The organism is Microbacterium sp. K2 (assembly GCF_051365005.1).
GTDB classification, from domain to species: Bacteria; Actinomycetota; Actinomycetes; order Actinomycetales; family Microbacteriaceae; genus Microbacterium; species Microbacterium foliorum_B.
On the sequence record NZ_JBLWII010000001.1, the window covers coordinates 454272 to 478513 of the forward strand.

22 protein-coding genes and 4 tRNA genes are annotated in these 24242 nt (G+C 67.4%); 17 read left to right on the forward strand and 9 right to left on the reverse strand.

The genetic code is table 11. The annotated features are described in order from the left end of the window. Window positions 1-20 precede the first annotated feature (20 nt). Together ACLKOY_RS02340 and ACLKOY_RS02345 are read left to right on the forward strand one after the other, a co-directional pair. Complete coding sequence (locus ACLKOY_RS02340) at window positions 21-1259, forward strand: ammonium transporter (RefSeq protein WP_290160611.1); 1239 nt, start codon at window positions 21-23, stop codon at window positions 1257-1259. Between the two features lie 20 nt (window positions 1260-1279). After that, window positions 1280-1855 carry a type II toxin-antitoxin system PemK/MazF family toxin gene (locus ACLKOY_RS02345; RefSeq protein ID WP_436452262.1) on the forward strand — a complete coding sequence of 192 codons (576 nt, stop codon included), beginning with the start codon at window positions 1280-1282 and terminating at the stop codon, window positions 1853-1855. Here ACLKOY_RS02345 and ACLKOY_RS02350 read toward each other — a convergent pair. Continuing rightward, window positions 1801-2499, reverse strand: coding sequence for a Pr6Pr family membrane protein (locus ACLKOY_RS02350; RefSeq protein WP_436452263.1), 699 nt, complete (start codon window positions 2497-2499; stop codon window positions 1801-1803). The two genes, ACLKOY_RS02345 and ACLKOY_RS02350, sit on opposite strands and share 55 nt — an antisense overlap. Window positions 2500-2595: 96 nt before the next feature. Between ACLKOY_RS02350 and ACLKOY_RS02355 the strand changes: the two genes are divergently transcribed. After that, window positions 2596-2979 (forward strand): SPW repeat domain-containing protein, encoded by a 384-nt coding sequence (locus ACLKOY_RS02355; protein WP_436452264.1) that lies wholly within the window; start codon window positions 2596-2598, stop codon window positions 2977-2979. Window positions 2980-3029: 50 nt separating this feature from the next. Here the strand turns inward: ACLKOY_RS02355 and ACLKOY_RS02360 are convergent, their stop codons facing one another. Further along, complete coding sequence (locus ACLKOY_RS02360) at window positions 3030-3893, reverse strand: hypothetical protein (protein WP_436452265.1); 864 nt, start codon at window positions 3891-3893, stop codon at window positions 3030-3032. A gap of 215 nt (window positions 3894-4108) precedes the next feature. Beyond that, window positions 4109-4184: transfer RNA gene (locus ACLKOY_RS02365), tRNA-Val, on the reverse strand. Between the two features lie 152 nt (window positions 4185-4336). Here ACLKOY_RS02365 and ACLKOY_RS02370 point away from each other — a divergent pair. The 3 genes from ACLKOY_RS02370 (at window position 4337) to ACLKOY_RS02380 (ending at window position 4628) form a co-directional block, all read left to right on the forward strand. Continuing rightward, window positions 4337-4409 (forward strand) — tRNA-Gly (locus ACLKOY_RS02370). Between the two features lie 53 nt (window positions 4410-4462). Continuing rightward, window positions 4463-4533: transfer RNA gene (locus ACLKOY_RS02375), tRNA-Cys, on the forward strand. A 23-nt stretch (window positions 4534-4556) separates the two neighbouring features. Then, window positions 4557-4628, forward strand: a tRNA-Val gene (locus tag ACLKOY_RS02380). An 83-nt stretch (window positions 4629-4711) separates the two neighbouring features. On the opposite strand, the gene ACLKOY_RS02385 is transcribed toward ACLKOY_RS02380, so the two are convergent. The 3 genes from ACLKOY_RS02385 to ACLKOY_RS02395 form a co-directional block, all read right to left on the reverse strand. Continuing rightward, entirely contained in the window at window positions 4712-6058 is a 1347-nt protein-coding gene (locus ACLKOY_RS02385) for a cryptochrome/photolyase family protein (protein WP_436452266.1), read from the reverse strand. A gap of 56 nt (window positions 6059-6114) precedes the next feature. Then, window positions 6115-6534, reverse strand: coding sequence for a DoxX family protein (locus tag ACLKOY_RS02390; protein WP_436452267.1), 420 nt, complete (start codon window positions 6532-6534; stop codon window positions 6115-6117). Window positions 6535-6596: 62 nt separating this feature from the next. Beyond that, window positions 6597-7517, reverse strand: coding sequence for an alpha/beta fold hydrolase (locus ACLKOY_RS02395; protein ID WP_436452269.1), 921 nt, complete (start codon window positions 7515-7517; stop codon window positions 6597-6599). Between the two features lie 206 nt (window positions 7518-7723). Between ACLKOY_RS02395 and ACLKOY_RS02400 the strand changes: the two genes are divergently transcribed. The 5 genes from ACLKOY_RS02400 to ACLKOY_RS02420 are packed head-to-tail and all read left to right on the forward strand — an operon-like array spanning window position 7724 to window position 12543. After that, window positions 7724-8881, forward strand: coding sequence for a sensor histidine kinase (locus tag ACLKOY_RS02400; RefSeq protein ID WP_436452270.1), 1158 nt, complete (start codon window positions 7724-7726; stop codon window positions 8879-8881). Further along, window positions 8878-9549 (forward strand): response regulator, encoded by a 672-nt coding sequence (locus tag ACLKOY_RS02405; RefSeq protein WP_436452271.1) that lies wholly within the window; start codon window positions 8878-8880, stop codon window positions 9547-9549. Before ACLKOY_RS02400 ends, ACLKOY_RS02405 begins: the two co-directional genes overlap by 4 nt. Window positions 9550-9592: 43 nt before the next feature. Then, window positions 9593-9952, forward strand: coding sequence for a YnfA family protein (locus ACLKOY_RS02410; protein WP_436452272.1), 360 nt, complete (start codon window positions 9593-9595; stop codon window positions 9950-9952). Between the two features lie 45 nt (window positions 9953-9997). Then, complete coding sequence (thrS, locus tag ACLKOY_RS02415) at window positions 9998-11998, forward strand: threonine--tRNA ligase (RefSeq protein WP_436452274.1); 2001 nt, start codon at window positions 9998-10000, stop codon at window positions 11996-11998. Beyond that, window positions 11995-12543, forward strand: coding sequence for an HIT family protein (locus tag ACLKOY_RS02420; RefSeq protein ID WP_436452275.1), 549 nt, complete (start codon window positions 11995-11997; stop codon window positions 12541-12543). Before thrS ends, ACLKOY_RS02420 begins: the two co-directional genes overlap by 4 nt. A 6-nt stretch (window positions 12544-12549) precedes the next feature. On the opposite strand, the gene pdxY is transcribed toward ACLKOY_RS02420, so the two are convergent. Together pdxY and ACLKOY_RS02430 are read right to left on the reverse strand one after the other, a co-directional pair. Beyond that, window positions 12550-13401: a pyridoxal kinase PdxY gene (gene pdxY / locus ACLKOY_RS02425; RefSeq protein ID WP_436452276.1), complete on the reverse strand. Its 852-nt coding sequence runs from the start codon at window positions 13399-13401 to the stop codon at window positions 12550-12552. A gap of 46 nt (window positions 13402-13447) precedes the next feature. Continuing rightward, a complete protein-coding gene (locus tag ACLKOY_RS02430; protein WP_436452277.1) occupies window positions 13448-14755 on the reverse strand; it encodes an aminotransferase class I/II-fold pyridoxal phosphate-dependent enzyme in 1308 nt (435 codons plus the stop codon). 112 nt (window positions 14756-14867) lie between these two features. On the opposite strand from ACLKOY_RS02430, the gene pdxS reads away from it, so the two are divergent. The 5 genes from pdxS (at window position 14868) to ACLKOY_RS02455 (ending at window position 21899) form a co-directional block, all read left to right on the forward strand. Next, the gene (pdxS, locus tag ACLKOY_RS02435; protein ID WP_140037152.1) at window positions 14868-15761 is read left to right on the forward strand and encodes a pyridoxal 5'-phosphate synthase lyase subunit PdxS; all 894 of its coding nucleotides are present in this window, start codon (window positions 14868-14870) and stop codon (window positions 15759-15761) included. Next, window positions 15751-16353 carry a pyridoxal 5'-phosphate synthase glutaminase subunit PdxT gene (gene pdxT, locus ACLKOY_RS02440; protein WP_436452278.1) on the forward strand — a complete coding sequence of 201 codons (603 nt, stop codon included), beginning with the start codon at window positions 15751-15753 and terminating at the stop codon, window positions 16351-16353. The genes pdxS and pdxT overlap by 11 nt, the downstream gene beginning before the upstream one ends. A 74-nt stretch (window positions 16354-16427) precedes the next feature. Continuing rightward, entirely contained in the window at window positions 16428-17891 is a 1464-nt protein-coding gene (locus tag ACLKOY_RS02445; RefSeq protein WP_436452280.1) for a DUF3375 domain-containing protein, read from the forward strand. After that, window positions 17884-18543, forward strand: a complete 660-nt coding sequence (locus ACLKOY_RS02450; RefSeq protein ID WP_140037149.1) for a DUF4194 domain-containing protein — start codon at window positions 17884-17886, stop codon at window positions 18541-18543. Before ACLKOY_RS02445 ends, ACLKOY_RS02450 begins: the two co-directional genes overlap by 8 nt. After that, the gene (locus tag ACLKOY_RS02455; RefSeq protein WP_436454077.1) at window positions 18540-21899 is read left to right on the forward strand and encodes an ATP-binding protein; all 3360 of its coding nucleotides are present in this window, start codon (window positions 18540-18542) and stop codon (window positions 21897-21899) included. Before ACLKOY_RS02450 ends, ACLKOY_RS02455 begins: the two co-directional genes overlap by 4 nt. A 15-nt stretch (window positions 21900-21914) precedes the next feature. Here ACLKOY_RS02455 and ACLKOY_RS02460 read toward each other — a convergent pair whose 3' ends face one another. Beyond that, a complete protein-coding gene (locus ACLKOY_RS02460; protein ID WP_436452282.1) occupies window positions 21915-23294 on the reverse strand; it encodes a pyridoxal phosphate-dependent decarboxylase family protein in 1380 nt (459 codons plus the stop codon). A 176-nt stretch (window positions 23295-23470) separates the two neighbouring features. On the opposite strand from ACLKOY_RS02460, the gene ACLKOY_RS02465 reads away from it, so the two are divergent. Then, window positions 23471-24232: a YebC/PmpR family DNA-binding transcriptional regulator gene (locus ACLKOY_RS02465; RefSeq protein ID WP_363570384.1), complete on the forward strand. Its 762-nt coding sequence runs from the start codon at window positions 23471-23473 to the stop codon at window positions 24230-24232. Window positions 24233-24242: the final 10 nt, after the last annotated feature.

The following is a 24242-nucleotide window of genomic DNA, read 5'->3' on the forward strand; positions in this document are numbered from 1 at the left end:
CCCGAATGTGAGGTTTGACTATGGATGCTCCAGGCAACATCTCCTGGGCGATCACCGCGACCGCCCTCGTACTGCTCATGACGCCAGGCGTCGCCTTCTTCTACGGCGGTCTCGTCAAGGCCAAGAGCGTCGTCAGCATGATGATGATGAGCTTCGGCTCGATCGGTCTCGTGGCGGTGCTCTGGATCCTCTTCGGATTCTCGATGAGTGCCGTCGACAGCCCCACCGCCTTCGCAGGCAACCCGTTCGCCGACATCGGACTCTCCAGCCTCGCGGCCGGTGAGGGCTCGAACGTCGCACTTCTCGGAGTCGCCTACGGCGCGACCTTCGCGATCATCACCGTCGCGCTCATCTCGGGCGCCATCGCCGACCGCGCGAAGTTCGGCAGCTGGCTGATCTTCGCCGGCGTCTTCGCCACGGTCGGCTACTTCCCGGTCGCCGCATGGGTCTGGGGCGGCGGTTGGATCATGAACCTCGGCACCACGCTCTTCGGCGAGGACAGCGGCATCGGCGTGATCGACTACGCCGGCGGTACCGCTGTGCACATCAACGCCGGTGCTGCCGCACTCGCCCTCGCGATCGTCCTCGGCAAGCGCATCGGCTTCCAGAAGGGCATCCTCAAGCCGCACAACGTTCCGCTGACCCTCCTGGGTGCTGCGCTGCTGTGGTTCGGCTGGTTCGGCTTCAACGCCGGCGCCGAGTGGCTCGCAGAGGACATGGGCGGCGTCGGACTCATCGGTCTGAACACCCTCGGTGCCACGGCGGCCGCGATCCTCGGATGGATCCTCATCGAGAAGATCAAGGACGGAAAGCCCACGTCGGTGGGTGCAGCATCCGGTGCCGTCGCCGGTCTCGTCGCCATCACCCCTGCCTGCGCCAACCTCACCCCCGGATGGTCGCTGCTGCTCGGTGCCGTCGCCGGTATCGTCTGCGCACTCGCAGTGGAGATGAAGTTCCGCCTCGGTTTCGATGACTCGCTCGACGTCGTCGGCATCCACCTCGTCGGTGGCCTGATCGGAACGCTCTACCTCGGCTTCTTCGCAACCGGAACCGGTCTCTTCGTCGGTGGCGACGCGCGTCAGCTCGCCGTCCAGGCGATCGCAGCCCTCGGTGTGCTGATCTACTCCTTCGTCGTCGCCTTCATCATCGGCTTCGCGATCGAGAAGACGATCGGCTTCCGCGTCACCAGCGAAGACGAGATCGCCGGTGTCGACCAGGTCGTGCACGGCGAGGAGGGCTACGCGCTGGCCGACGCCTGAACTGCCGTTAGGGTGACCGTGTGAGCAACTCGAACGGCATCCTGGCAAGACTCGCGGAGATCCTCTTCACAGCACTGGGATCTGACCGGGCGTCTCGGACGAGCAATCGTCCGAGACGCCCGGTCTCGCGTGTACGCACCTCTGACGAGGTGCACTCAGCGGCATCCGGCGCGAGAGGTGCGCGGGGAACGGCGACGGTGCGCATGAATCCCGACCGGATCAAGCAGCTCCGCATCGGCTACGCGCCTGATCGGGATGGCGCGCCGGACGCGGGCGAGATCATCTGGACCTGGGTGCCGTACGAGGAGAACGACGGAAGAGGCAAAGACCGTCCGGTGCTCGTGATCGGTCGTGAATCGTCGGATCGCGTGTACGCGGTGCGGATGACGAGCAAGGCGCACGACGGCGATCGCGACTATCTGTCGATCGGTTCCGGCGACTGGGACTCGCAAGGGCGCGAGTCGTGGGTCGACATCGAGCAGCTCTACAGCGTGCACGAGAGCGGGCTGCGCCGCGAGGCGGCTGTGCTCGACCGTTCTCGCTACGGTCGCGTCGCGTCCGCGCTGGCCCGCCGGTACGGCTGGGCGAGCGCCTGATCCTCGGACCCCCGCCATCGTCTGGACACCACGGGGGCGGGCACTCTGCTGACCGCCCAGACCAGTGAACCGGAGGCGACCAGAGCGGCGACGAGTCCTGCGATGTGCAGCACCAGAGACGTGACACCCCGCTCGGGCAGCAGGAACCCATAGGGCACCCAGCCGTCCGTGAGGCCCCGGACCAGGACGACACCCAGCCATATGGTCGGGTAGGGGAGCACCAGCCAGAGGCGCCGCCACGGGACCGCTGCTCGATCGCCGATGAGCACCCAGTCGAGCACGACCACGACGGGGAACACGGTGTGGAGCACGACGCTCACCCAGGCTGGTGCGCTGCCGGTTCCCGGCACCAGGACGTTGTAGACGACGCCCACGACGATCATGCATGCGACGGCCACCGCACGGACGACGATGAGTGGTGCGGGTGTCGAGCGACGGCGAAGAGACATCAACCCCGTCGCGATCAGAATCCCGGAGGTCAGCAGACCGGTCAGATTCGTGAAGTAGCCGAAGTAGTCGACGAGGCTTGCTCCCTGACGGGGAATTCCGATGACGTACGTGAACATCAGGATGCCGACCACGCCTCCGCCCACGAGCACTCGGAGGATCCCGATCACAGGAGATGAGGGCGGCGATGGTGTCATCCGTTCAGGGTACGAGGCGCCGATCCGCAATCCGTTCGGCGAAGCGCTGCGAACCATCTGTGAGTCGCAGCCCGCGACGACATCACAGGAGGCATCATGCGTTTCATCCCCACCAAGGTCCACGGCATCCTCGACTACGTCGTCGGCGTGGCGCTGATCGCTGCTCCGTGGCTGTTCGGTTTCGCGAGCGTGGGCGGACCCGCTGTCATCATCCCGATCGTGCTCGGCATCGGGCTCATCGTCTACAGCCTGTTCACGAAGTACGAATGGGGCCCCTTCGGCTTCATCCCGATGCCCGTCCACCTCGTCTTCGACATCGTCGCGAGCCTGTTCCTCGCGCTGTCTCCGTGGATCTTCGGCTTCTCGACCGAGGCGCCCAACGTGTGGCTCCCGCACGTGGTCGTGGGTGTCGCTGTGATCCTCGTCGTCCTGTTCTCGCAGCCGCAGCCTGCGAGCGTCAAGGCCACGGCGCGCGCCTGATCCCGCTGTACTCTGAAGCCCCGCACGGAACGTCGGCCCCGTGCGGGGCTTCAGTTCTGCAGCGCCGAGCTCACCCAACGTGCGTACAGCTGCCACGGCTCGCCTTCAGCGCGCAGCCCCGCGATGTGCGAGGACAGAATCGGGGTGAGCGTGAACCACTCGCCTCCCTCGCGGGCTTCGGCGAACTCGCGATGCCTCGCCTGCTCGACATCCCGACCGCCACGCTCGAAGGCCAAGAGCTCTTCGTGACGGATGCTGGCGAGGCGCTGACGAGGACGACGACTGGTTCCGATCTTCACTCGGCGGTCGTAGCGGATGTAGTAGACGACCTCGATCACGGGGCGCGGCAGATCAGGATCCGGTGAATCCCCGTATCGCCACCCGCACCATGCGCAGATCAGAGCCGCGGCCACGCGCACTGCATCTGCATGGCCGCAGAGCGAGCAGGGGCTGGGAAGCTGGATGTCCGACACGCTTGGCACGCTACCGGCGGTCACCGACTTCAGACCTCGCCGCGACGCCTCTTGAGGCCGCGGGGCACCCAGTTCCACCAGGTGAAGTGGTGGTCGCCCTGCTCGATGTCGAACTGCTGTCCGCAGACGGTGCACTCGGATCAGGATGTGGCCCCGCGTCTCCTCCTTGCGCGGATCGTGCGTGAGCTGGCCGGGGTAGGCGGCGCACCAGCAGTTCCCGTCCCGATACTGCTCGAGTTTGCTGAGCGCGTGCGTGAGGTGGTCGTTGTTCGAATAGATCGCGCCGCCCAGGTCGAGCTGCGCAGCAGCGTGCCGGAGTCTCGGAAGCGCTGCGAGGAGCGGGTCGAGCGTCTCGGGATCCCGGGAGTGGATGGTCTCCCACACCGCCGGCATCACGCGGCTGCGGTCACCCGAGAGGAAGTCGTCGAGCAGCGTGGTCATCCCGCCAGGCTAACAACTCGGCGTCGCCGTCTCCTCAGCGGGGGACGACGAGCGGAGTGCCCGTGTGCGGGTCGGAGATGATGGTGCAGTCGAGCCCGAAGACCTACGCGACGCGCTCCGAGGTCACGATCGACGACGGATCGCCGGACGCCACGATCCGGCCGTCGCGCATCATGATCATGTGATCCGCGAACCGCGCAGCTGGTGCGGGGTTGTGGTGGGCGATACCGGACTCGAACCGATGACCTCTTCCGTGTGAAGGAAGCGCGCTACCAACTGCGCCAATCGCCCAGACCTCTGGGGTACGTCAACCGATACTACCCGACGGCCGGAGGCGAAGTTGACCACTCTGGGAGACACGCGCGAGATTCGGTTTCAGTTTTGACAGTCGCCGATCATCGGCTAATGTTTCATAAGTGCCCGGGACAACAACCGGGAACAACGCGGATGTAGCGCAGTTGGTAGCGCACAACCTTGCCAAGGTTGGGGTCGCGAGTTCGAGTCTCGTCATCCGCTCAAGTGCAGGGGCCTTCTTCGGAAGGCCTTCCGCACGTGGGGTCAATCCACACGGTGGCGTGGCCGAGCGGCTAGGCACCGGCCTGCAAAGCCGTTTACACGGGTTCGAATCCCGTCGCCACCTCAGTAACTGAATAGCCCACATGGGCGCGATTGGCGCAGCGGTAGCGCGCTTCCCTGACACGGAAGAGGTCACTGGTTCGATCCCAGTATCGCGCACAGAGAAACCCCCGGTTTTCCGGGGGTTTTTTGTTGTCCGGTGCGAGTGCGGCGGCGGGCGATGATCGCCAGCCGCCGCACGCCTAGGGTGTGGTGGACGAACGCTTGACGACGTCGTACGCCGCGAGTGCCGCTTTGCGCGTGGCGGCGAGATCGACGATCGGCTCCGTTGGAGCATCCGATGCCCACTGCGAGATGTAGAGACCTCGCGGGTCGAACTTCTTCGCCTGCAGTTCGGGGTTGAAGACGCGGAAGTACGGTGCGGCGTCAGCGCCGGACCCGGCGACCCATTGCCAGTTGAACGGATTGCTCGCGCCGTCGGCGTCGACGAGCGTGTCCCAGAACCACTCCTCGCCGCGACGCCAGTCGATCAGGAGGTTCTTGACGAGGAACGACGCCGTGACCATGCGCACCCGATTGTGCATGAAGCCGGTGTGCCAGAGCTCGCGCATTCCGGCATCCACGAGAGGCACGCCAGTGTCGCCATGCTGCCAGGCGTCGAGCTGCGCCGGATCGAGCGGCGGCCACGGGAACGCATCGAACTGACGACGCAGATTCACGGTCGCCACGTCGGGGGAGTGGAACGTCGTGTGCCAGGCGAACTCTCGCCAGCCGAGCTCCGAGAGGAACCCCGCCGCGCCGTCGGCGTCGACCGCCTCATGCCAGACGGTGAAGGGGCTGAGCTCGCCCCAGCGGAGGCGAGGAGAGAGCAGAGAGGTGGCACCGGCCGACGGCTCGTCACGGGCGCGGTCGTACGACCCGATGTCGTCGTGCAGGAAAGAGTGCAGCCGGGCGCGCGCTGCGGGTTCGCCGGGCTCCCAGGTCTCGCGCAGTCCGCCGGCCCAGTCAGGGCGAGTCGGCAGCAGGTTCCAGTCGTCGAGGTCGTCTGAGGCCGGCGGGCGAGCGACTCCGTCGAGGCTTCGCGGCGTGGGGAGTGGCGCGCGGGGCGTGGGGAGCGCGAGGCAGGCGCGCCAGAAAGGGGTGAACACCGAGAAGTGGGTGCCGCTTCCGGTCCTCACCGTCCACGGCTCGTGCAGCAGCGATGCCTGGAAGGACGTCACCTCGCGTCCGTCGTCGCGCAATGACGTCTTCAGGTTCGTGTCGATGTCACGTTCGGCACCGCCGTAGCGCCGGTTCCAGAACACGGCTGTCGCTCCGGTGTCGCTGACCGTCTCGCGCACGACGCGCTCGGCGGGACCACGCCGCAGCGTCAAGGTCGCACCTCGCTCATCCAACGCGTCGCTCAACGATGCGAGGGAATGGTGCAGCCACCAGCGCGCAGCACCGCCCAGCGGCCGGATGCCGGGGGACTCCTCGTCGAGGACGTACAGCACGACCAGAGGCTCGCCGCGATCGATCGCCGCCCTCAGCGCCGGGTTGTCGGCGAGCCGAAGGTCGTCACGGAGCCAGACGAGTGAAGGAGAGGCCATGGCTCCATTCTCGCCCGAGTGATCGAACTGGTGGGCGGGGTTGCGCGCCTGGGAGCTCAGCGGGTACGGCGCCCGGGTCGCCTCCGCACGGGAGCGGGCTCGGCGGTCGACCACAGAGCCCACAGCACCAGGAGCGGCTGGAGGAAGAGGCGTCCGAAACGACGGGCCTCGGTGTCGAGCCCCGGCGTCGACTGGTGAGTGCGCCACTGGTGCACGTTCCCGGGGAACACGGCGACGAAGAACGCGGCGGTCGCGACGCCCATGCGGCCTCTCTCCTTCGGAAGGGCGAGCAGCCCGACCGCGAGAGCGACCTCAGCGGCTCCCGAGGCGATCACGATCGCGTCCTTGTCGAGGCGCGTGGCCTTCGTGGCCCAGTCCGGTACGACGACCCGGAAGCCACGGGTGCTCACGAAGTGGACGATGCCGATCGCCCCGAGGGCGAGTGCGAGGATCCAACGCGCCAGTGCTCTGATCATCTGCTCACGCTACCCCGACGGCTCCGGAGGGCCTGCGGTTGGCCGGAGCGCGTCGCGCCGGGTCACTCGAAACCGAGTGCGCGGTCAGCCTCCCACTCTCGAAACGCGTCGGCGATCTCGGGTGCGTGTGTGTGATGCAGATAGTGCTCGCCGTCGATCGGGATGACGGTTCCGTCATTCACGTCTGCGGCCTGGCGCTCGTGCAGGTCGATCCATTCCGGGGTGACCGGGTTGTCGGCGACCACGAACAGCAGGAGGGGGAGCCCCTCGGGAAAGCCGGTGCCCCCGGCATCTGCGAAGTTGGTCCTGATGTGCGTCATCTCGTCGAGATAGGTGGGGGAGAGCGAGTTCCGATAGCTGAGCAGCACCATCTGCTCACGTGCGTCGTCGTCATAGTCGAGGCCGTCGAGGTGATCGCCCGTCAGGCTGGTGATGAGTCGGACCAGTCCCAGGCTCTTCGCCGCGCTCATCAGGCCGGTGGGGAACTCCGTGTCCATGCTCGGCTGCCCTGGCACGCTGGTGTCGATGCCGACGAACGCCGCCACCTCCTCCGGATATCGGTCGGCATACGCGATCGCGTAGAGCCCGGCGATCGAGTGCCCCATCAGCACGTATCTGTCGACCTCGAGCACCTGGAGCGCCTCATGGATCTCCTCCACGATGTTCGCGGTGGTCCTCTCGCTGTCGGTGCCGTCGCTCAGGCCGTAGCCGAAGGGCTCCACGACGATCACCCGGTGATCCTGCGCGAGATCCGACACCAGCGGCTCGAAGTCGAGCGCGGGAGACGCCGTGCCGAAGCCCGGAAGCAGCACGATGTCCGTCGCACCCTCACCTGCGATGAGGACGTTCATCTCCCGGTCGTCGACCGACACCGTCTGACCGTAGGGCTCGATCCGCTCCTGCTCGGTGGCGGTGGCGACCGCGTTCACGATCGTCGTGCTCGTGAGGCCGACCGCGAGAACGCCGCCGATCGCAGTCAGCACGACGAGGCTCCTCTTGATTGATCTGCGCACAGTGGCCTTCCCGGCGCGCGTGAGATCGGGAGGGGAGCGCGCCTGCTCTTCAGCCTGACGAACGCGGGGCGGCCGCGCGTCAGTCCTCGGCAGACACCCGCATACCGCGTCCGCGGTACAGGGATGTCATCCGGCGGGAGGATCCGGGCGACGCGAAGACGCGAAATACTGGAAACATGTCGGCGACCAGGGAACCCCGTGACGGGGTTCGGATGAACGATGTCGTCATCGTCGCACTGATCGTGATCTTCGCGGTGCTGCCTTTCCCCGACGAGATCTTCCGCGCGCGGGGGCTTCTCCTGGTGCCGGCGCTCCTCCCTGCGGCGGCCATGCCCTTCCGTCGTCGCTGGCCGCTCGTGGCACTGGGGATCAGTCTGCTCTGCGCCGTCGCAGCTGCGGCGGCGGGCACGATCTCTCCGAGCGCGCTCCTCGCCGCGGCTTTCGGCTGCTACTCGGTGGTCGATCGACGTGGTCGCGGCATCGGACTGATCGCGGTCGGAGTCGCAGGCGTCGTGGTGTTCTTCTCGAACGGCTGGGCACTCGCGGGGGACTTTCTCGACTCGACCGCGCTGCAGTTCGTCCTCTTCGTCGTACTCGGCGGTGCACTCGGAGACGCCGCCAGATCACGTCGTGAGTTCGCCGCGGCGATGATCGAGCGCGCAGAGCGCGCCGAGCGGAATCGCGATGACGAGGCGCGCAGACGCGTCGCCGAAGACAGGGTGCGCATCGCCCGAGACCTTCACGATGTCGTGGCACACCAGATCGCAGTGATCAGCCTGAATGCGGGCGTCGCCTCCTCGGCGCTCGACGACAGGCCGGAGCGCGCCAGAGCGGCACTGACCACAGTGCGCAGCGCATCTCGCTCGGTGCTCAGTGATATCGGTGGCCTCATGTCGCTGCTCCGCTCCGACGCTCTCGACGACCACGACGAACTGCGACCGCAGAACGGGCTGGCACAGCTTGACGCTCTGGTCGACGGGTTCCGTCGAGGTGGGCTCCGCGTCGATCTGCGTCGGAACGATGACGGATTCGCACTCTCACCGGCGAGTGACCACGTCGCGTATCTCGTGCTGCAGGAGGCGCTCACCAACGCCCACAAGCACGGTCTCGGAGGCACCGTGACGGTGGCGCTGCGCATCGAGAGCGCGGCACTGCACCTGACGATCGTGAATCCGACCAGAAACGTCTCACCTGCGTCGCCGAGCCCCGGCAACGGGCTCCGCGGCATACAGGAGCGACTCGGAGCCGTGCGTGGGGCTGTGCATTTCGGCAGCGACCGAGGGGTGTTCTCGCTCGAGGCCTGGATTCCCGTAGACGGCGTCGATACGCCATGACCGTCTCGGTGCTCGTGGTCGACGACCAGCCGCTCGTGCGACACGCTGTGCGGGACATCCTCATCGCCGGTGGGCTCACGGTCGCAGGGGAGGCGGCGAACGGACTCGACGCGGTGAGACTGGCGAAGACAGCCGAACCAGACGTCGTCTTGATGGACCTCAGGATGCCGGAGCTCGACGGAATCGCCGCCACCGCGCTCATCTGTGCTCCGAACGACTCAGCCGCTCAGCCGCGAGTGCTCATCCTGACCACCTTCGAAGAGGACGAGAACGTCGTCGCGGCGCTACGCGCGGGTGCCAGCGGGTTCATCGGCAAAGGTGCAGAACCCGACGAGATCGTCCGCGCGGTGCGCACCATCCACAGCGGAGAAGCTCTGCTCTCATCGACGGCGACGCGCGCACTGATCGAGCGTTCGATCCGTCGCGGTGGATCAGACCCCGCCGCGCGGTGGACCAGCGCCCTCGCTCTCCTGACTCCGCGCGAGCGCGAGGTGCTGGTTCTCGTCGCCGAGGGGTTCGCCAACGCGGAGATCGCCGCGGGACTCACGATCTCGCCGCACACCGCGAAGACACATGTCAACCGGATCATGGCGAAGGTCGGTGCCCGCGACAGGGCACAGCTCGTGATCCTCGCCTACGAGACGGGGCTGGTCGTGGCCGGAGCCTGATCCGGGCCGTCAGGAGCGCCGGTCCTGCGCCACACTGGACACCATGACCGTCGTGCGCATCAGCATCCTGTTCGTGCTCGCCGCCGTCGCCGAGATCGGCGGGGCCTGGCTCATCTGGCAGGCCGTCAAAGAGAACAGGGGCTGGGTGTTCGCGGTCCTCGGAGTCATGGCCCTGGGGGCATACGGATTCCTCGCGGCGCTGCAACCCGACGCGAACTTCGGTCGCGTGCTGGCCTCGTACGGCGGCGTCTTCATCGCGGGTTCCCTGGCCTGGGGGATCATCGTCGACGGCTTCAAGCCGACGGTGTGGGACTGGGTCGGCTCGGCGATCGCACTGGTCGGAGCCGCGATCATCATCCTCGCTCCGACGGCGGCGAACACGGCGTCGGAGGCGACGCTGTAGCGGTCAATCGCCCCCGGGCATGCGAGTAGCCTAGATCCAGACCAGATGGAGTGTGCAGTGCCTGAAAATGCCCAGCCGAAAGACGGCTTCGCCCTGTTCTCTGACCGTTCAGTCGTCGCGATGCGCGTCAACGGAACCCTCAAGGACCTCGCCGCGACAGTGACGGATGCCGACGAGGTCGAGCCGGTGACGATCGACAGCCCCGACGGGCTGAACATCCTCCGCCACTCGGCTGCGCACGTGCTCGCGCAGGCGGTGCAGCGTATCAACCCGCAGGCGAACCTCGGCATCGGCCCCCCCATCACCGACGGCTTCTACTACGACTTCGGTGTCGAGACGCCGTTCACCCCGGAAGACATCAAGGCCATCACGAAAGAGATGCAGCGCATCGTGCGTGAGGGCCAGCGCTTCGTGCGCCGCGTCGTCACCGACGACGAGGCACGAGCTGAGCTCGCCGACGAGCCGTTCAAGCTCGAGCTCATCGGTCTCAAGGGCGGTAAGGAAGCAGCCGAGGGTGCATCGGTCGAGGTCGGCGAGGGCGAACTCACGATCTACGACAACACGACCCGCGACGGTGAGGTGGTCTGGAAGGACCTCTGCCGCGGGCCGCACCTGCCCAACACGCGCATGATCGGCAACGGCTGGGATCTCACCCGCATCGCCGCCGCCTACTGGCGAGGCAGCGAGAAGAACCCGCAGCTGCAGCGCATCTACGGCACGGCATGGCCGTCGAAGGACGAGCTGCGCGAGTACCAGCACCGCCTCGAGGAGGCCGCCAAGCGCGACCACCGTCGACTGGGCAAGGAACTCGATCTGTTCTCGTTCCCCGAGGAGATCGGCTCGGGTCTCTCTGTCTGGCACCCCCGCGGCGGCATCGTGCGCGGCGAGATGGAGCAGCACGCGCGCAAGCGCCACATCGAGGGCGGCTACACCTACGTCTACACCCCGCACATCTCGAAAGAAGACCTCTTCCTCACCTCGAACCACCTCGTCACGTACAAGGAGGGCATGTACCCGCCGATCGTCATGGACGAGGAGCGCGACGACGAGGGCAACATCACCAAGCAGGGTCAGGACTACTACCTGAAGCCCATGAACTGCCCGATGCACATCCTGATCTACAAGGAGCGTGCACGCAGCTACCGCGACCTGCCGTTGCGCTTCGCCGAGAACGGCACCGTGTACCGCAACGAGCTGTCCGGAGCGCTGCACGGTCTCACTCGCGTGCGCGGCTTCACGCAGGACGACTCGCACCTCTTCGTGACGCCCGATCAGCTCGAGGGCGAGGTCTCCAAGGTCCTCGAGTTCATCCTGTCGATGCTGCGCGACTTCGGCCTGACCGACTTCGAGCTCGAGCTGTCGATGAAGGACGACGAGAAGTCGAAGTGGATCGGATCCGACGAGTTCTGGGAGTCCTCGACCGATGCTCTGCGGCGCGTCGCCGTGGCATCCGGCCTCAAGCTCACCGAGGTGCCGGGCGAGGCTGCGTTCTACGGCCCCAAGATCGACCTGAAGACGCGCGACGCGATTGGCCGCACCTGGCAGCTGTCGACGGTGCAGGTCGACCCGAACCTTCCTGAGCGCTTCGAACTCGAGTACATGGACAAGGACGGCCAGAAGAAGCGTCCGATCATGATCCACCGTGCGCTGTTCGGCTCGATCGAGCGGTTCTTCGCGATCCTGCTCGAGCACTACGCCGGGGACTTCCCGGTGTGGCTGTCGCCGGTGCAGGTCGTCGGCATCCCCGTCGCAGACGAATTCGCCGACTACCTCGGCGACGTCATCACCACGCTGCGTGACTCGGGTGTGCGCGCCGAGCTCGATTCCTCGGACGACCGGATGCAGAAGAAGATCCGCACCCACACGACCGGCAAGGTTCCGCTGCTGCTGATCGCGGGGGAGAAGGACCGCGATGCAGGCACCGTCTCGTTCCGCTACCGCGACGGCACGCAGGAGAACGGCGTGCCGATCACCGACGCCCTCTCTCGCATCCGCGCCGCGATCGATGCGCACACGCTCGTGCAGACAGCAGGGGACCTGGCGTGACGACGCCCTCCGAGCCGTGGGAGGACGCCGGCGAGTTCGCCGGCGTCCCCGACGAGTTCCAGCGTCTGTGGACCCCGCACCGCATGGCCTATATCCAGGCCGGGCCGGAGCCGTTGCGCGAGGAGTGCCCGTTCTGCGAGGCTCCGAAGTTCCCGGATGCCGAGCGACTTATCGTCGCGCGGGGCGAGACGGCTTACGTGCTGCTCAACCTGTTCCCCTACAACTCGGGACATCTGCTGGTCTGCCCGTATCGCCACATCGCGACCTACGACCAGGCGACGCCTGAAGAGGTCGCCGAGATCGGTGAGCTGACCCAGATCGGCATGCGGGTGCTCCGGGAGGTGTCGCGCTGTGACGGCTTCAACCTCGGGATGAACCAGGGCGCCGTCGCGGGAGCGGGCGTCGACGGCCACCTGCACCAGCACATCGTGCCGAGGTGGACGTCGGACGCCAACTTCTTCCCGATCATCGCGAAGACCAAAGCGCTGCCGCAGCTGCTCGGCGAGGTCCGCGAGGCTGTGGCGAACGCGTGGCCGAAGGCCTAGCGCGGGTCAGCGCACCTGGCGTGCGGTGAACTGCATGCGCGGGTTCGCGTAGAACTCCTGCGCCTCGACGAGCTGCAGTTCGCGTGCACCGGACTCGAGGGTCGCCGCCAGCAGATCGAAGACGCTGGATGCCGTGCGCTCGAGCGCCGTCTTGGCGTCGCCCGTCTCGACATAGTGCGCCGTGAAGAGGGCCGCGGTGACGTCACCCGAGCCGTTGGCCTTCATCGGCAGGCGCGGCGTCTGCACGATCCAAGCGCCGTTCGGGTCGGCGACGAGCATCTCGATGGTGCCCTCTTCGCGGTCGGGGCGCTCGACACTCGTGACGAGCACCGTGCGCGGTCCCATCGCCATCGCGAGGTCGACCGAAGCCAGCGTGGACTCGAGCGTGTCGGGCTCGGTGTCGGTGAGGAAGCCGAGCTCGAACTGGTTCGGAGTGATGATGTCGGCGGCCGGCACGACCTTCTCGCGCAGGAGGACCGGGATGGCCGGTGCGACGAAGCATCCGGACTTCGCGTTGCCCATCACCGGGTCGCACGCGTACACGGCTTCGGGGTTGGCCGCTTTGACCCGTGCGACGGCATCGATGATCACGTCGCCGATGCCCTCGCCGCCCTGATAGCCGCTGAGCACCGCGTCGATCTCGCCGAAGACGCCGCGCTCCTCGATGCCCGTGATGACCTCACGCACGTCGTTCGGATCGATCAGCGGTCCGCGCCAGGCGCCGTAGCCGGTGTGGTTCGAGAAGTTCACCGTGTAGACCGGGAGAACCTCGACGCCGATGCGCTGCAGCGGGAAGACTGCGGCGGAGTTTCCGACATGGCCGTACGCGACGGCGGACTGGATGGAGAGGATCTTCATTCTCCGATCCTTTCAGTGAGGGCGGGAAGGATCCCGCGGCGGGTGATCATCGCACGGCCGCGACGAGGTCGGCGACGAGCGTCTCCGCGTCGTCGTCCGACAGGTCGTGCACGGTGAGGCGCAGGTGGTGTGAGGGTTCGGCCCGCTCGTCGAGGGCGAAATCGTCTCCCGTGCGCGCCAGCCATCCGCGTCGCATCAGTCGTTCGGCGACGACCCTCGCCGGTTTCGGAAGCTGCACCCACAGGCTGAGCCCGTCGGTGGCGGGGGAGTCGAGTCCCTCCTCACGCAGACGGGTGGCGAACGCGGTGTTCCTCGCGGCGTAGTGCTCGCGGGCCTCGGCGATCCGTGAGACGACCGAATCATCGGTCAGCTGGGTCAGAGTGAGGCGCTGCAGCAGGTGGCTGACCCAGGTGGTGCCGGGACTGAGCCGCATCGCGAGGCGCTCGGCCGTGGTCGCGTCCGTCGCGGCGATCGCGAGGCACATGTCGGGTCCGAGGAACTTCGAGACCGAGCGCACGAGGGCGAACCGTCGGTGCTCCGGGCCGATCAGCGACTCGTACGGCCGATGGGACAGCATAGAGAAGTGGTCGTCCTCGATGATCAGGACGTAGGGGTGGTCGGCGAGCACGGCGCGCAGCTCGGCAGCGCGCGTGGCAGTGAGGCTCGCGCCGGTCGGATTCTGGGCGCGCGGGGTGCAGATCACGGCGCGGATGCCGGCATCCAACGCCTCGCGGAGGCCCTGAACCGTCATGCCCTCGTCGTCGACGGGCACGGGCACTGCGCGGTACCCGCCGAGACGCACTGTGTGGATGCTGGCCAGGAAGCAGGGGTCTTCGAGCGCGACGGCGTCGTCGCGCATCAGGGCCTGCGCGAGAAGACGCTCGACCGCATCGACTGCGCCGCTGGTCACGGTGATGCGGAAGTCGAGGTGTCCGATGTCGTTCGCGATCCACTGCTGCGCCCACTGCTCGAGCCCGCGGTCGATCACGGGTTCCCCGTAGAGCACGGGTCGCCCGGCGACCGTGGCGAGCGCCTGTGACGGATCGGGGATCAGCCGGGGGTCGGGATTGCCGGTGCCGACGTCGCGCAGCACCGTGTCGGACGCGTAGCCCTCCTGGGCGACGGCCTCGAGACCCGTGATGACGGTGCCCGCACGACCGCGCGAGATGACGATGCCCGCCTGGGCGAGCTGCCGGTAGGCGGCGACGGCGGTGTTGCGATTCACACCGAGCGTCGCGGCGAGCTCACGAACAGGCGGAAGAGGGCTCCCTGCGCGCAGGACTCCGCGATCCCGCAGCCCTCGCACGCTGTCGGCGATGTCCGCTGCGGTCGTTCCGGTGATCTGGTCGCTCATGAGTCCTCACCTCCGATTCTAGGTCGTCCCGGACAGTGCTACTGTTTGGCCTAGATCAAACGAGACATCGTTTCGACAGCCATGCACATCGTGCTTCCCGACAGGAGCTCTCATGACCGAACAGACCACCACCGGATCCTCGCGCGTCAAGCGCGGTCTCGCCGAGATGCTCAAGGGCGGGGTGATCATGGACGTCGTCACCGCCGACCAGGCGAAGATCGCCGAGGATGCCGGCGCTGTCGCCGTGATGGCCCTCGAACGGGTTCCTGCTGACATCCGCGCCCAGGGCGGCGTCTCGCGAATGAGCGACCCAGACATGATCGACAGCATCATCGCCTCGGTGTCGATTCCTGTGATGGCCAAGGCGCGCATCGGCCACTTCGTCGAGGCGCAGGTGCTGCAGGAGCTCGGTGTCGACTACATCGACGAGTCCGAGGTGCTGTCGCCCGCCGACTACGTGAACCACATCGACAAGCAGGGCTTCAACGTGCCGTTCGTCTGCGGTGCGACGAACCTCGGTGAGGCGCTCCGCCGGATCAACGAGGGTGCGGCCATGATCCGTTCCAAGGGCGAGGCCGGCACCGGCGATGTCTCCGAGGCGATGAAGCACATCCGCAAGATCCGCGGCGAGATCGCAGCGCTCACCGCGCTGCCGAAGGATGAGCTGTTCGTCGCTGCGAAGGAGCTGCAGGCACCCTACGAGCTCGTGGCCGAGATCGCCGAGACCGGCAAGCTGCCCGTCGTGCTGTTCGTCGCCGGCGGTGTTGCCACGCCGGCGGATGCCGCCATGATGATGCAGCTCGGTGCGGACGGCGTGTTCGTCGGATCCGGCATCTTCAAGTCTGGAAACCCTGCAGAGCGCGCCAAGGCGATCGTCAAGGCGACCACGTTCTTCGATGACGCGAAGGTCATCGCCGAGGTCTCACGCGGTCTCGGCGAGGCGATGGTGGGCATCAACGTCTCCGACCTCCCCGCACCGCACCGCCTGGCCGAGCGTGGCTGGTAGTCCACGGGTCGGGGTGCTCGCGCTGCAGGGCGATGTGCGCGAGCACGCCGCCCTGCTGGCCGGGCTCGGCGCCGAGACGGTGCTGGTGCGTCGCCCCGAAGAGCTCGCGGTCGTCGACGGGCTCGTGATCCCCGGCGGCGAGTCCAGCGTGATCGACAAGCTGTCTCGCACCTTCGGGATGCAGGAGCCGATCCGTGCCGCGATCGCCGCGGGGCTTCCGGTGTACGGCACGTGCGCCGGGCTGATCCTGCTCGCGGACGAGGTCCTCGACGGCATTGAGGGCCAGCAGTCGTTCGGCGGCATGGACATCGCGGTGCGCCGCAATGCCTTCGGGCGTCAGACGGAGTCCTTCGAGATTCCGCTCGACGTTCCGGCGCTGGGCGAGCTCCCTGTGCACGCGACGTTCATCCGCGCTCCGATCGTCGAGCGGGTCGGTCCCGACGTCGAGGTGCTCGCGACGCTGCCCGACGGCGGGATCGTCGCAGTGCGGCACGGGGCGCTCCTCGGAACCAGCTTCCACCCCGAGGTCGACGGCGAGACGCGCTTCCATGAGATGTTCCTCCAGCGTGTCGGAGACCGCAGCGGTCGATGACGTCTATCCAGGGCGACCCGCCATGCACCGGAGCATGACGAACCGGGGTCCCGGGTCGGACTATTCTCTTTCGAGTGACTGGATCCAGGGCTGAGGCCGCGTACGCGCGTGCCATCACCGCATTCAGCACCCCGACCCTCGATCTTCTGCACGGCCGATTCGCCCCGTTCGTCGTGGCGTCGCTCACCCTTCTGTTCAACGCCGACCGGGCGTCGGTGGCGGTGGCGGATGCGCACGCCGAAATGGCCGAGGTGCTCGACGAGCTCCGCGCGGCGGGGTACGACGAGGACGACAGGCGGCTGCCATCCGGCAGTGGACGCGACGTATGCCGCAGCTGGGTGCGGCTCGGGTGGCTGATTCAGCAGATCGACGACGACGTCGAGGTCTATCGGCTGTCGGCGCACGCCGTCGCCGCGCTCGAGATATCGGGCCGCACCGGCGGCGGGCGAACGCGGGTGTCGAATTCCCGTGTGCGCACTCTGCTGGAAGCGGTGGAGCATCTCTCGGTCAGTGCGGAGGTCGATCCGGTTCGTCGCCTCTCCCGGCTGCAGGCGGAGCGCGACATCATCGACGCCGAGATCGCGCGAATCCAGGTATCCGGCCGCGCGGAGCCGGTAGATGACGAAGAGCTCCTCGAGGAGGCGGAGAACGTCCTTCATCTGGCGCGCGAGCTGCCGGCCGATTTCACCCGAGTGGCGGAATCGCTCCGGGCCATGCAACGCGATGTGGTCGCCCACCTTCGGAGGGATGAGCGGCCGACGAGCGAGGTGCTGCGCGAGTATCTCCAACGCGCCCAGGACGTGATGCAGTCGACCCCGGAGGGGCGTGCCTTCGCAGGAGCCCTGCGCCTGATCGGCGACCCCGAGCGCATCGACGCCCTCACGGAGCAGCTTCGTGAGCTCCTCGACCAGCCTTTCGCGCGCATGCTCGACGGCTCGCAGCGTGCCGAGCTCGATGCGATCGCCCGCCGCGTCGAACTGGGAGTGGAAGAGGTGCTGGCCGCTCAGCGCCGCGCCTCGCACGTGATCACCGGACAGGTGAAGACCCACGATCCGCTGCGGGATCGTCAGATCGACGACCTTCTGCGAGACGTCATCGCAGGGCTCCACGGCTGGTCGGGGCCGGCCACGGTCGTCGACCCGGTGCGCAGCATGCCGCTCGTCGACTTCGGGCATCTCCGTCAGACGACCAGCGACATCCGCCCGCCGCGAGCTCCCGCCCCGCTCACGGATGCCGACGACGTCGACTTCCTCGACCACGACACGCGTGCCTGGGGTGGTCCGAGGTACGCCGAGCTCGAGGAGTACGTCGCCGGGCTCGGTGCGGAGTTCGATCTCGCCGAGGCATTCAGGGCTGTCCCTGACGCGGCCCGACGCCCGGTCGACCTCCTCGGCCTGCTCGAGATCGCGCACCGCAACGGTCTCACCGACGGCGACGGCATCTCGACGGTCGAAGCGCTGAGGCCTGACGGGACGACTCGCCGTTTCGCCTTCGGCGCCGTGACCGCCCGCAGCACGAAAGAGGATGCAGATGAGTGACGACGACCTCACGACGGCCGTCGCTGACGAGGGCTTCATCGCCCCCACCGCGATGGAGGACGACCTCGAGGCGCACTTCCCCGGCGACCGCGGCACGCTCGACCCGGAGATCAGGCGTGTGCTCGTGCACCTCCTCCAGCGACGCTTCATCTCGATGGAGCGCAACCGGCGCGAATGGACGCTGCTGATCGAGCACCAGCACGTCATCGAGTCGCGGCTCAATGACATCTACCTGCGGCTGATCATCGATCACGCACGAGGGTTCGCGTACAAGCAGCAGCTGCGCTCCGACGAGGTCGAGATGCCCGTGCTGCTGAAGGACTCGCCGTACTCGCGTGCCGAGACGCTCGTGCTGGTGCACCTGCGAACCGTCTACCAGCGCGAGTCCGCATCCGGCGAGGGCTCGGTGCGGATCGACATCGAGGACGTCGAGCAGACCGTCCTGAGCTACTTCGCCGATGCCGACGGGGGAACCGCGAAGCAGCAGAGGGCGATTCGCAGCGCATTGGACAGGCTGGACAGAGAGGGCATCGTGCAGGAGGAGACCAGCGGACGGTATCGGATCACCGCGCTCGTCGAGGTGGTGCTCAGCGCCGAGACCCTCAAGGAGCTGCGGGAGTGGCTGCGAGCCCAGTCGGCGGTGGCGCGATGACGATGATGGACACGCTCTTCGGGATGATCCCCGCGAGCTCTCGCGGCCAGCAGTGGGTCGCCGAGGAGCTGCAGCTCATCAACTGGGGCGGATACGACGGCGGGCCGCACCGCGTGCGGTTCTCACCGGATGCCACCCTGCTGTGCGGCGGATCGGGCTCGGGCAAGTCGACGCTGATGGACGGCTACATCGCCCTGATGATGCCGCACACCACTCCGTTCAACGGTGCCTCCAACGGCGGCGTCACCGGGCGTCCGCGCGGGGAGGAGCAGCGGAACATCCTGTCGTACGGGCGCGGCAAGATCGACGAGTCCCGCACCGACGAGGGCACGAAGCTCCGTGTGCTGCGCGGCGACGGCGAGGACACGTGGAGCGCCGTCTCGATGACCTGGTTGGACCACGACGGATCGCGCTTCACGGCGGTGCGCGGGTGGTACATCCCTGCGGATGCCCGAACGCTCGAGGACACGACGAGACTGCGAGCGACGGTCGACGGCGCGTTCGACCTGTCGCAGCTCGAGCGCGCTGCGGTTCACCGCCTCAGCGACACGTCGGTGCGCGCCGTCGGGTTGGATCCGGTCGCGACCGATCGCGAGTTCTCGGCACGGCTGCACGCCGTGCTCGGCATCGGCGCCGCCGGCTCAGGGGCGAAGGCGATCAGTCTTCTCGCCCGCATTCAGGCGGGTCAGCAGATCACCACGGTGGATGACTTGTACAAGAAGCTCGTGCTCGAAGAGCCCGAGACGATGGCGACCGCGGACGCGGTGGTCGCTCACTTCGACGAGCTGGAGAGCACGCGCACGCGGATGCTGGTCGCCAAGCAGCAGGTGGTGGCTCTCGAGCCGATCCGCGGGATCTCGCAGCGGATCGAAGAGGCGTCGGAGCGGATGCGGGTCGTGGATGAGGTCGGAGTCTTCTCCGAGCCGACCTCGCTCGCGGCGCTGTGGAGCGCCGAGCGTCGTCTCGACCTGCTGCGTGAGGTGGAGACGGAACTGCGCGACCGGACCCAGGCGCTCCGGCTGGCCGTGCGCGAGAAGAACGCCCTCATCACCGCCGCGGAGGTCGAGCGCGAAGGGCTTCTCGATGTCCTGCGACAGTCCGGAGGCGATCGTCTCGAGACCGCTCAGCGAGAGCTGCGGGGCGTCGAGCGCCGCCTCGAAGACGTTCAGCGCGAGCGGGCACGTTTCGACGCGGTCGCCGGCGAGCTCGGCGCCGAGGTGCACGACGCGGCCGCGTTTGAGAGCCTGCTCACCCGTATCGGTCAGGAACTGCCGCAGGCCGGGATCCGAGGCGCCCGCGCCGACTTCGCCGACGCCGAGTCCGCACGCAGAGCGGCGGAGACCGAACTCGCGCAGGTGCGTGTCGAGCGCGACCGCACCCGAGACCTGCGGGGGAGCATCCCCGCACATCTGCACGAGTCGAGAGCCCTGCTCGCGCAGGCCGCCGGGCTCGCCCCGACGGATCTGCCCTTCGTCGGGGAGCTGATCGAGGTGCGCACCGAGTTCGAGCCGTGGCGGGACGCGTTCAACCTGGCACTCGGCGGGTTCGCGCGTACGTTGCTGATCGACGTCTCGAACCTCCCTCGGTTCCGCACCGCCATCGACTCGGTGCGCACCGCGGAGCGGATCAGCTACGAGGGTGTGCACACCGGTCTCGCCGAGTCTCGGACGGCCGACCCTCGAACTCTTCCCGGTCGTCTCGATCACAGGTCGACGCCGTTCACCGGATGGCTTCAGCAGCGACTCCGCGAGCGGTTCGAGTACGTGTGCGTCGACTCGACGGCCGAGCTCGCCGAGCATCCCCGCGCTCTGACGCTCACCGGGCAGGTGTCGCAGGGAGACCGTGGGTCCCACGGCGGGCATGGCCGCGCGAACATGCTCGGATTCTCGAACGCGCGCCGTCTGCGGGAGCTCGACGAGCAAATCGCCGAGCTCGAGATGCGACGGGATGCGGCGGCCGCGGTGGCCGAGTCAGCGGAGTCGGCCCTGGACCGCATCGAGGCCACCGCGAAGGCGCATGCGAAGATCGAGGACCTCACCTGGGAGCAGATCGATGTCGAGGCCGTCTCGGCGGAGCGCGAACGATGGCTCGCGGTCGAGGCGGAGGTCACCGAGGAGAACCCGAAGATCGCCGAACTGCGTTCTCAGGCTGACGAGCTGAGGAAGCGAGCGAGCCGTCTGCGGGACGAGAGCTCCCGTCTCGGGGGCGACCTCACGCTCGCCCAGGACCGTTGGGTGGAGGTGACCGACCAGGTCGACGACTGTCAGAGGATCGTCGATGCGGCCGAGGCGGCGGAGATCGCACTCGAGGAGCGGCATCGTTCGTTCCTCGACGCGCGCTTCCTCGGTGCCGACGCGGCCGTCAGCGTCACCGCGTCAGAACGGCTCGCCCACCTCGACTCCGCATTGCGCACCGCGGCGACCAGGCTGCTCGAGGACCGCACGTCGGCGGCCACGGCGCACGCGGATCAGCGCGAGCAGATGCGACGCCTGATGACCGGGTTCCTCGAGCGCTGGGACACCCTCACGATCCTGCCCGACCCCGACGAGTCGGTCGCCGAGTTCGAGGGGATTCTCGATGCGCTGGAGACCAACGGCCTGCACGAGCTGGAGTCCGAGTGGCGGGACAGCCTTCTCAAGCTCTCCGGAAACGATCTGACGAGTCTGGACTCGACGCTCGGCCGCTCGCTGCGCGAGATCAAGAACCGCATCGACCCGATCAACAGGATCATGGAGGAGCTGCCGTTCTACGACGATGAACACCGCCTTCAGATCACGCCACGCGAGAACCAGTCGGAAGCGCGCAGGCGATTCCGCAAGGAGCTGCGCGAGGTGCGCAGCCTCATCGACGCCGCCGAGACGGACGCCGATCGCGAGAGCGTCTACCGGAGGATGAGCCGCCTCATCGGTCGGATGCGGCGGACGGCGCCGGACTTCGCCGAGCTCATCGACGTGCGCAACCATGTGCGGGTGAGTGCGGAGCGGATCCATGCCACGACGCGCGAGCACGTCGCGCTCTACGATCACATCGGCGAGAAGTCGGGTGGAGAGTCGCAGGAGCTCGTCGCGTTCATCGTGGGTGCGGCGCTGCGATATCAGCTCGGCGATGCGGGCGCGGAGCGTCCGCGGTACGCGCCGGTCTTCATGGACGAGGCACTGATCAAGGCGGACGCGCATTTCACGAAGCGTGCGATCGGAGCGTGGCGGGGTCTCGGGTTCCAGCTCGTGATCGGTGCGCCGAACGACAAGTACAGCGCGATCGAACCGCACGTCGATGTGGAGTACGACATCCTGAAGGACACCCGCGGTCGCTCATGGGCCCGGCCGAAAGTGGGGCTCCCGACCGGGGGCGAGTGATCGGGGCGAGGCCGATCAGCCCGACACGAGCGTTCGGATCGCGCCGACAGTGCGGTCGATGTCGTCGCGGGTGGTAGCCCACGACGACATCGAACAGCGCAGCGCAGCGCGACCTCGCCACTCGGCGCCGGTCAGAGCGGCTGTCCCCTCGGCGAGCACGGCGTCACCCAGCGCCCGCGTCGCATCGTCCTGTTCGAGCCGGAACATGACCTGCGTGTAGTCGACGTCGTTGAGGATGCGGATGCCGTCGATCGAGGCGAGCCCCTCGGCCATCGCCACCGCGTTCTCGTGCAGTCCGTCGAGCAGACGCGCGATGCCGTCTCGCCCGAGGCTGCGCATCGCCGCCCAGGCGGGAACACCGCGCGCTCGACGTGACAGCTCGGGGGTGACATCCCACGGATCCAGGCTCGTGTAGATGAGATAGTCGCCCCCGGTGCGGAACGCGGCGATCGAGTCGGCCGGGTCGCGGACGATCGCCATGCCGCAGTCGTACGGCACGTTGAGGGTCTTGTGCGCATCGGTCGCCCAGGAGTCGGCACCGGACATGCCCGCCGTGAGCGGTCGCAGCGATTCGGAGGCCGCGGCCCACAGCCCGAACGCCCCGTCGATGTGCACCCAGGCGCCGTGTTCGTGAGCGATCGGCACGAGTGAGGCGAAATCGTCGAACGCTCCGGTGTGCACTTCACCGGCTTGAAGACAGACGACGGTCGGTCCTGCGCCGTCCGCGAGGGCTCTGCTCAACTCTTCGGGGCGCATGCGGCCCTGCCCGTCGGATTCGACGACGGTGATCTCGCTGCGGCCGATTCCGAGGAAGCGTGCTGCTCGATCGATCGACCCGTGACGGTCGGCGCCCACGACGAAGCGGAGCGGAGGAGACCCGCGAAGACCCTTTTCGCTGAGGTCCCAGTCGGCTCGGGCGAGCACGGCGTTGCGTGCGGTCGCGAGGCAGGTGAAGTTCGCCATCTGACCGCCCGTGACGAATCCGACGCTCGCGGATTCGGGCAGGCCGAGAACGTCGAGCATCCATCGTCCGGCTATGCGCTCCAACGCGACGGTCGTCGGAGTGAGCAGAGCAGAACCGGAGTTCTGGTCCCACGCCGATACGAGCCAGTCGGCGGCGAGGGCGGCGGGGTGCGTGCCGCCGATCACGAACCCGAAGAAGCGCCCGCCGGGGATCGCGACGAGACCCGGATCGGCGCGCGAGACGATCTCGTCGATGACATCCTCCGCGTCCATGCCCTCTGCGGGCAACGGCCCGCCGAACGCATCGAGCATGTCGGCGAGGGTCGCGCGCGGCCATACCGGTCTCTCTTCGAGCGTTCCGAGGAACTCGAGTGCCGCGCGGTGGGCGGCGTCCAATCCGCGGATCCTGTCATCGTCGACACTGTGGTCCATGAGTCAGGACTACACCCGCGCCTGTCCTCACACCAGAGGGATGCCGTGCGGCGCGACGCCACGAGTGGGCGACTGGAGCCCGTCGGCGCTTGTGCAGCCACGCGGCGAGGGCGTGGTTCGATAGAATGGACGATGCCCTGGGCAGTGCCCACGGCGGATACGACGAGCGGAGAATTATGTCCGGGCATTCCAAGTGGGCCACCACGAAGCACAAGAAGGCCATCATCGACTCCAGGCGCGCGAAGTCCTGGGCCAAGCTCATCAAGAACATCGAGGTCGCCGCCAAGCTCGGCGGAGCCGACCTGCAGGGCAACCCGACCCTCTTCGACGCCGTTCAGAAGGCGAAGAAGACCTCGGTCCCGAAGGACAACATCGACCGCGCGGTGAAGCGCGGAGCGGGCATCGGTGGCGAGGCTGTCGAGTACACCTCGATCATGTACGAGGGCTACGGCCCCAACGGCGTCGCCATGATGATCGAGTGTCTGACCGACAACAAGAACCGGGCAGCGGCTGAGGTGCGCACCGCACTCAGCCGCAACGGTGGAACGCTGGCAGACCCCGGCAGCGTCGCATACAACTTCAGCCGCAAGGGCGTCATCGTGGTCGGCTCGGAGGGCACCACCGAAGACGACGTGATGATGGCCGCTCTCGAGGCGGGCGCAGAGGAGATCGAGCCGCACGCCGAAGGCTTCGAGATCATCACCGAGGCCACCGATCTCGTCACCGTGCGCACCGCCCTTCAGGAGGCGGGAATCGACTACGAGTCCGCCGACGTCGAGTTCGTTCCGAACCTGAAGGTCGAGATCGACGCCGACACCGCACGCAAGATCTTCCGCCTCATCGATGCGCTCGAAGACAGCGAGGACGTCCAGAACGTCTTCACGAACTTCGACCTCACCGCCGAGGTGCAGGCCGAGCTCGAGAACGACGACGCCTAGGCGCGCCGAC